The sequence below is a fragment of the Streptomyces sp. NPDC002690 genome (genome assembly GCF_053592415.1).
In genome coordinates this window covers 1-8,096 of sequence record NZ_JBSFVR010000337.1, presented here as the reverse complement: position 1 = coordinate 8,096, position 8,096 = coordinate 1, and the positions used below count along the sequence as shown (strand labels likewise).

General features: G+C 71.6%; 5 protein-coding genes. All 5 read left to right on the top strand.

Annotated features, from left to right (window positions below):
* On the top strand, positions 1-2,472 hold a 2,472-nt coding region (locus ACWD3D_RS29575; protein WP_451463829.1), incomplete at its 5' end, for an amino acid adenylation domain-containing protein.
* Positions 2,462-4,144 carry a phytoene desaturase family protein gene (locus ACWD3D_RS29570; protein WP_451463828.1) on the top strand — a complete coding sequence of 561 codons (1,683 nt, stop codon included), beginning with the start codon at positions 2,462-2,464 and terminating at the stop codon, positions 4,142-4,144. The genes ACWD3D_RS29575 and ACWD3D_RS29570, both read left to right, overlap by 11 nt.
* A 20-nt stretch (positions 4,145-4,164) precedes the next feature.
* Positions 4,165-5,907 (top strand): phytoene desaturase family protein, encoded by a 1,743-nt coding sequence (locus ACWD3D_RS29565; protein ID WP_451463831.1) that lies wholly within the window; start codon positions 4,165-4,167, stop codon positions 5,905-5,907.
* On the top strand, positions 5,904-6,959 hold the full coding sequence (locus ACWD3D_RS29560) for an MDR family NADP-dependent oxidoreductase (protein ID WP_451463827.1): 1,056 nt from the start codon (positions 5,904-5,906) through the stop codon (positions 6,957-6,959). The genes ACWD3D_RS29565 and ACWD3D_RS29560 overlap by 4 nt, the downstream gene beginning before the upstream one ends.
* A 156-nt stretch (positions 6,960-7,115) precedes the next feature.
* On the top strand, positions 7,116-8,096 hold a 981-nt coding region (locus ACWD3D_RS29555), incomplete at its 3' end, for a cytochrome P450 (protein ID WP_451463830.1).

The window sequence follows — 8,096 nt, the reverse complement described above, 5'->3', positions numbered from 1 at the left end:
GAGGCCGCCGCCGCCCGGCCCGGCGCGGTCGCGGTCTCGATGCCCGCCCTGTCGGGGGACACGGCACGGATGACGTACGGCGAGCTGGACCGGCGGGCGAACGCGCGGGCCCGTCGGCTGGGCGACCTGGGGGTCGGCGCGGGGTCGGTCGTCGGGGTCTGCCTGGACAAGTCGCCGGAGCTGATCGTCACCCTGCTCGCCGTGCTGAAGGCAGGGGGTGCCTACCTCCCGGTCCATCCGGACCAGCCGGCGGACCGCGTCGCGCACGTCCTGCGCACCACCGGGGCGGCGCTGGTCGTGGTGGATGACGCGCGCGCCGCGTGGGCGCGGGATCTGCCCGTCCCCGTGGAGACTCCGGACGGTCTGCGCGCGCGGGAGAAGGACGGTCCCGCCCCTTCGGTGGTGACGGACCTGGACTCCCCCGCATACGTGATCAACACCTCGGGCTCCACCGGCCGCCCCAAGGCGGTCCGGGTCAGCCACCGCAGCCTCGCCTCCGCGTACGCCGCGTGGCTCCGGGAGTACCGGCTCGGCGCGTCGGACGTCCATCTCCAGATGGCGGAGCCCTCGTTCGACGTGTTCACCGGCGACCTGGTGCGCGCCCTGTGCTCGGGAGGCAGCCTGGTGCTGGCCGACCGGGACCTGATCTTCGACACGCCCCGGCTGCACCGCACCATGCGGGCCGAGCGGGTGGACTGCGCCGAGTTCGTGCCCGCCGTCGTGCGCGGGCTGATGGACCACTGCGCGCGGGAGGGCGAACGGCTCGGCTTCCTGCGGCTCCTCATTGTCGGTTCGGACGCGTGGAAGGTCGCCGAGTACACCCGGCTGCGCGAGCTCTGCGGGCCCGGGACCCGCGTGATCAACTCCTACGGCCTCACCGAGGCCACGATCGACAGCGCCTTCTTCGAGGGGCCCGCCGACGGCCTGGAGCCGGGCCTGATGGTGCCGATCGGCCGCCCGCTGCCGAACACCACGCTCCACGTGCTGGACGCGCACGGCGAACCGGTGCCACCGGGCGTGCCGGGCGAGCTGTGGATCGGGGGCGAGGGCGTTGCCCTGGGGTACGCGGACGACCCCGGGCAGACCGCCGCCCGTTTCGTCACCCGTCGGCTGAGCCGGCGGCCCGGCGCGGAGTCGGAACGCCTGTACCGGACCGGGGACCTGGCCCGCTGGGACACCGAGGGCCGGGTGCATCTGCTCGGTCGCGGCGACCACCAGGTCAAGCTGCGGGGCCACCGGATCGAGATCGGCGAGATCGAGGCGCACCTCGCGGGCTGGCCGGGTCTCGCCAGGGCGGTGGTGGCCGTCCGCCCGGACGCCGCCGGTGACGCCGCGCTCTGCGCGTACTGCGTGGCGGAGCCGGGAGCGGTGCTGGACCGACGGGCGCTGCGCCGCCGTCTCGCGGGCGCCCTGCCCTCGTACATGGTGCCCTCGCACGTCGTCGAACTTGACGCGCTGCCGCTCACCCCGCACGGGAAGGTCGACGTCACGGCGCTTCCGGTGCCGGTGAGCGGGGACCGGCAGCAGGCGCACGAGGCGCCGGTGACCCTGTACGAGGTGAGCATGGCCCGGCACTGGGGGGCTCTGCTCGGGATGGAGCGGGCGGGGCTCGGCGACGACTTCTTCGAGTCCGGCGGGAGTTCCATCAAGCTGATCGAACTCCTCCACCATCTGCGCACGGAGTTCGGCGTCAGCATCCCGGTCAGCCGGCTGTACCAGGTCACCACGCTGCACGGCATGGCCGCGACGGTGGAGGAACTCGTCAACAGCACGTCCGCCGAGGAGTTGCCCTATCTGACCTTCAACCCCGGCCCCGGGCGGCCCGTCTTCTGCTTCCCCCCGGCGGGCGGCCACGGGCTCGTCTACCGGGGTCTCGCGGAGCAGCTGGCGCAGCACAGGACCATCGCCTTCAACTACGTGCCGGGCGAGGACAAGGTGGCCCGCTACGCCGACTTGGTGGAGTCCGTCGGGCCGGACGGGCCCTGCCTGCTGCTCGGCTATTCGCTCGGCGGCAACCTCGCCTTCGAGGTGGCCAAGGAGCTGGAATCACGGGGCCGCGAGGTCGGCCGGGTGGTGGTGCTGGACTCCCGCCGGATCGTGGAGGCGTACGAGCCGGGCGAGGAGGGGATCAAGGCCTTCGAGGCGGAGCTGGGCCGCCACATCCACCTGCACACGGGGTCGGAGGTGGTGACCCGGACCGTGCTCGAACATGCGTCGGAGTATCTGGAGTTCTGTGGTCGGACGCCCAACACCGGGACGGTGTCCGCCCTGGTGGGGGTGGTGACGGACGAGGAGAAGGCAGGTCTGTACGCGGCCGGCGCCCCGGGTGCCTGGCACGGCAGTTCCACCGCCGGGACGCGCGTCCTGAAGGGTTCCGGTACTCACGCCGACATGCTCGATCCCAAGCACCTGCCGCGCAACGCCGAGCTGGTGCGGGCCCTGCTGACGGGAGACGCCGGTCATGAGGGATGAGGCGGGCCCCGAGTGGGGCCGACGGGAGCGCACACCGGGGAGCAAGCCCCGTGTCATCATCGTCGGCGCGGGTGTGGCGGGCCTGTCCACCGGCGCGTACGCGCAGATGAGCGGGATGCGGACCCGGATCTTCGAGAAGCACGTGCTGCCCGGGGGCTGCTGCACGGCCTGGTCCCGGGACGGCTACATCTTCGACTACTGCATCGAGTGGCTGATCGGCACCGCCGCGGGCAACGACGCGAACCGGGTGTGGCGTGAACTGGGCGCGCTGGACGGCAAGTCCATCACCAATTTCGAGCTGTTCAACAAGGTGGTCGACGAGAGCGGCCGGTCGGTGACCTTCTGGAACGATCCGGCCCGGCTGGAGGAGCACCTGACCCGGGTCTCCCCGGCGGACGCCCGCCTGATCCGCTCGTTCTGCCGCGATCTGCGGCGGTTCACCGAGATCGAGCTGTACCCGTTCCTGACCGCGCCTGCCCTGCGGACCGTACGGGAGCGGGCGGCGACCCTGCGGACGGTGCTGCCGGCCTTCCGCCTCTTCTGGCGGACCGCGGCCACCCCGATGCACCGGTTCGCCGACCGGTTCGAGGACCCGCTGCTGCGCAGGGCGTTCAGGAACATCTTCTTCCAGGACCCGGAGGGCTTCCCGCTGCTCCCCTACCTCTTCAACATGGCCAGCGCCTACCACGGCAACGCGGGCTTCCCCCAGGGAGGTTCGCTCGGTCTCGCCCGGTCGCTGGAGGAGCGGTACACCGGGCTCGGCGGGACGATCACCTACCGTGCCCGCACCGAGAGGATCCTGGTGGACGACGGCCGGGCCGTCGGGGTCGAACTCCGCGACGGCAGGCGGTACTACGCCGACCACGTCGTCTCCGCCTGCGACGGGCGCACCACGATCCAGGGGCTGTTGGAAGGCCGTTGGACGAGCCCGAGGATCGACCGGCTCTACGACGAGCTCCTGGAGAAGCCGGGCACCCTCTTCCCCGCGGTGGTCTCGGCGTTCGTCGGTATCCGGGGCGCGCTCCCGGCGGAGGACGCCCACAGCACCACGTACCTGCTGAGCCCTGAGGACGCCGCCCGGCTGCCGGGGGCCCTGCAGAGCAGCCTGGTGGTCCAGTTGCGGTCCCGCTACTCCGACGGCTTCGCCCCGCCCGGCAAGTCGGTGGTCCACTGCACCTACTTCAGCGACTACGCCCACTGGCAGGAGCTGCGCCGCGGCGACCGCAAGGCGTACCGGGCGCAGAAGCAGCAGGTCGCCGAGTTCGTGCGGGGCTTCCTGGCGCGGCGGTGGCCCGAGGCGGCCGGGCGGATCGAGCTGGTGGACGTGGCCTCGCCTGCCACCACCCGGCGCTACACGGGCAACCACAACGGCTCGATCCTGGCATGGAAGGCGTTCTCGGACGCCGACGACGTGGCGTCCGGCCTGGTCGGCAAGGACCGGATGCGGCTGCCGGGGCTCAGCGGATTCTCGATGGCCGGCCAGTGGGTCGGTATGGGCGGGCTGATCCGGGCCGCGTCCACCGGCCGGTTCGCCGTGCAGTACCTCTGCGAGGAGCTGGGCATCCCGTTCAGGGCGTGGGAGAGCACCCCTTCCGGCCCTTGGCACACCGGCAAGCTGGGGCGGCTGCCGCAGCTCGACCGGTGGACCGCCAAGGAGGGCACCGGCGCGTGACGACCGAGGAGAGCAGGCCCATGGCGCGTCCGTCGCGCGGCAGGGAAACCATGATCATCATCGGTGCGGGGCTCGGTGGTCTCTCCACCGGCGCCTACGCGCAGATGAACGGCTACCGCACCGAGGTGCTGGAGATGCACGAGCTTCCCGGGGGCTGCTGCACCGCCTGGGAACGCGGGGACTTCACCCTGGACGCCTGCGTCAGCTGGCTGCTGGGCAGTGGTCCGGGCAACGAGATGCACCAGATCTGGCTGGAGCTCGGCGCGTTGCAGGGCAAGGAGATCCGCCACTTCGACGTGTTCAACATCGTGCGCGCCCCGGACGGCAGGGCGGTGTACTTCTACTCCGACCCGGACCGGCTGCAGGAGCACCTGACCGAACTGTCGCCGGCCGACGCGAAGCGGATCAGGGACTTCTGCCGTCAGTTGCGCGCCTTCCGCAAGGCGCTGGCCGTGTACCCCTTCCTCAAACCGGTCGGGCTGATGGGCCGGGTGGAGCGCTGGCGGATGCTCGCGTCCTTCGTGCCGTACTTCAACGCGGTGCGCAAATCGATCTCGGTGCTGATGGCGGACTACTCGGCGAAGTTCGAGGACCCCCTGCTGCGGCAGGCGTTCAACTTCGTGCTGTACGAGAGACATCCGAACTTCCCCGTGCTGCCGACCCACTTCCAGCTCGCCTCGCACGCCAATCTGTCGGCGGGGGTGCCCGAGGGCGGGTCGCTCGGTCTCGCCCGGTCGATCGAGCAGCGCTATCTGAGGCTCGGCGGGAAGGTCTCGTACAACACCAAGGTCGAGGAGATCCTCGTCGAGCGGGACCGCGCGGTCGGCGTGCGGCTCAGCGACGGCCGGGAGCTGCGTGCCGACATCGTGGTGTCGGCCTGCGACGGCCCCACCACGATGCTGAAGCTGCTGAAGGGCCGCTATCTCAACGACGCGTACCGCAAGCTCTACACCGCGACCCTGCACGAGCCGGGCATGGTGTTCCCGGGGTACTTCACCCTCTTCCTGGGGCTCAAGCACCCCTTCCCCGAGGGCGATCCCTGCACCACCTACCTGCTGGACGAGAAACAGGCGGCGGAGCTGACCGGCATCCGTCATCCGAGCATCAACGTGCAGTTCCGCAGCCGCCACTACCCGGAGCTGTCGCCGGAGGGGACGTCGGTCGTCTACGCCACGTACTTCTGCGACATCGCGCCCTGGCGGGCCCTGGACGAAGGACCGGAGCAGCTCACCCGGACCCGGGGCGGCGAGAAGCTCCACACCCTCCCGGTGCGGCACGGGCGCGGTTACTACGCGGCGAAGCGGCGGGCGCGCACGGCGCTGTTGCGGTTCCTGGAGGAGCGTTACCCGGGCATCGGGGACGCCGTCGCGGTACGCGACGTGTCGAGCCCGCTCACCCAGGTCCGGTACACGGGCAACCACGACGGAACCGTGCTGGGGTGGCAGCCGTTCGTGGAGAGCGGCGAGAGGCTGGAAGAGCTCGTCAAGAAGCACGGCCCCGGGCTGCCGGGACTGGAGAACTTCTACCAGTCGGGTGTCTGGGCGACCACCGGCGGGCTGATCCGCGCCGCCGCGGCGGGCCGGCACGTCACGCAGTTCGTCTGCCGCGACGACGGCAGGACCTTCACCGCGTCGGTCGACGACAGCGGGCCGCTGCCGACCCATCGCGTCATCCCGGTGCCGAGGCGGCCCCAGGCTCCCTCCGCCACGGCACACCTCACCTCCACCGGCTTTTCCACCGGCGTGGACAAGGAGCACAGTTGAAGACCAAGAAGTGGGTCGTGAGGGAGCACGTCGAGGGAACTCCCGACGTGGACCGGATCTACGAGCAGGTCGTCGAGGACATCGACGTGGATCTGGCGCCCGACGAGATGCTCCTGCGGACGCTCTACGTGTCGGTCGATCCCTACCTCCAGGGCATCGCCCTGGACACCCCGCTCGGCGGCCACATGGGCGCCGATTCGGTGATGGAGGTGCTGGAGGCCGGTCCGCTCGCCGCCCACCGGCCGGGCGACCTGGTGCAGGGCTTCGGCGGCTGGCGGTCCCATCTCGTCAGCAACGGCACGGAGGCGCTCTGGCAGACGGGCACCTTCCCGATGGTGTTCCCCGCCTACCGGCGACTCGACCCGGGCTGGTTCGACGAGTCGCTCCCGCTCGCGACGGCGCTCAGCTCGATGGGCGGCCCCGGCATGACCGCGTGGGGCACGCTGACCCATTTCCTGGACACCGGTCCGGGCGACACCCTGGTGATCAGCGGGGCGTCCGGCGCCGTGGGCACACTGGTCGGGCAGCTGGCGCGGCTGGCCGGCGCCCGTGTGGTCGGCACGACGTCGAGCCCGCGGAAGGCCGAGTACCTGACCGGGCTGGGGTTCGACGCCGTCGTCCTGTACCGCCAGGGTGACAGCGCCGGGAGTGTGCGCGACGCGCTGGAGTGGGCGGCTCCGGACGGCGTCGACCGTTACTTCGACAATCTGGGCGGCGCGGTCACCGACGCGGTGTTCTCGCTGCTCAACGTCGGCAGCCGGGTGGCGGTGTGCTGGCAGTGGGCGACCCAGGTGGGCCGTGACGCGGTGGGGCCGAGGCTCCTGCCGTACATCATGTTCCCTCGGACGACCGTGCGCGGGATCTTCTCCCTGGAGTGGTTCACCGACGCGAACTGGCGCGCCCTCCACGAGGAGCTGGGAAGCCGGATCCGGCGCGGGGAGGTCGTGTGCGACCACACCCTCCACCACGGCTTCGACTCCATCCCCGGCGCCTACCGGAGCCTCTACCACGACCGGTCGTCCCACCTGGGCAAGGTGCTGGTGGAGCTGTGACCGCCCGGCCACTGCCGCCCCCCGCGTTCCCGTTCCCCCTTGTCTCTCTCGCCACCGGTCCGGCGCCGCGTCGGACCGTCACCGCCAGGAGGTCGTGTGTCCGCCGCAGCCACTGACAACGCCGGTCCCGAGCAGACCCTGCCCCCGCTGCACCGCATGGAGTTCGGGGTTCCGGGTCCGCCCGAGCGCATGGAACTGTCCGACGGCTCTCCCGCTTGGCTGGTGAGCCGGTACGCGGACGTACGGCAGGTGCTCGGCGACGCCCGGTTCGGACGGGCCGGGCTGTACGCGCCGGACGGGCCGTCCCTGCCGGACGTGCCCGTGCTCGTGGACAACCCCGACCTGCTGTTCAACCAGGACGGACCCGAACACCTGCGGCTGCGCCGCACCATGCACCGCGCCTTCACCCCGAGGGCCGTCGCCCGCTGGCAGCCCTGGATCGCGGCGATCGTGGAACAGCTCCTGGACGAGCTGGCCGGTCGCGAGGCCCCCGTGGACATCGTCGCCGGGTTCGCGCTGCCGTTGCCGGTGGCCGTGATCAGCCGGCTGATGGGACTCGACGCCTCGGCTCGGGAGCGGATGCGCCACTGGAGCGAGTACGCGCTCTCGGACGGGTCGTGGCCGGCCGAGGAAGTCGGCGCGGCCATGGCCGAGTTCTCCGCGTTCGGTGCCGAACTGCTGGACCTGCGGCGCCGCGAGCCCGGGGACGACCTGGTGAGCGGACTGGTACGCGCCGCCGACGAGGAGGGCGGCATCCCCGAGGCCCAGTTGGTGAGCCTGGTCTGCGGGCTGGTGGTCGGAGGCCACGACAGCACGATGACCATGCTGAGCAACTCGCTGTTCTACCTGCTCGGCGAGCGCCCGGAGAGCTGGCCGCGGCTCGCCGCGGGCGAGGAGGAGGCGGGGCGGGTGGCGGACCGGCTGCTGCACGGCATTCCGCTGGGCGACGACCGCGGCACGACCCGACGCGCGCAGGAGGACGTCGAGGTGGGGGGTGTGTTCATCCCGGCGGGCGCGGTGGTGGTGGCGGACTGCGGCATGGCGCTCCGGCCAGTGGATCGTGTGACGCGTGGGACACACGGGTCGGCCGGGGGTGGTGCGAGAGGGGCACCTCAGGTGCCCAGGGCGTCTTGGACC

Coding starts and splice junctions, on each gene's coding strand:
- ACWD3D_RS29565 (WP_451463831.1), top strand. CDS start 4,165: ATGGCGCGTCCGTCGCGCGGCAGGGAAACCATGATCATCATCGGTGCG.
- ACWD3D_RS29570 (WP_451463828.1), top strand. CDS start 2,462: ATGAGGGATGAGGCGGGCCCCGAGTGGGGCCGACGGGAGCGCACACCG.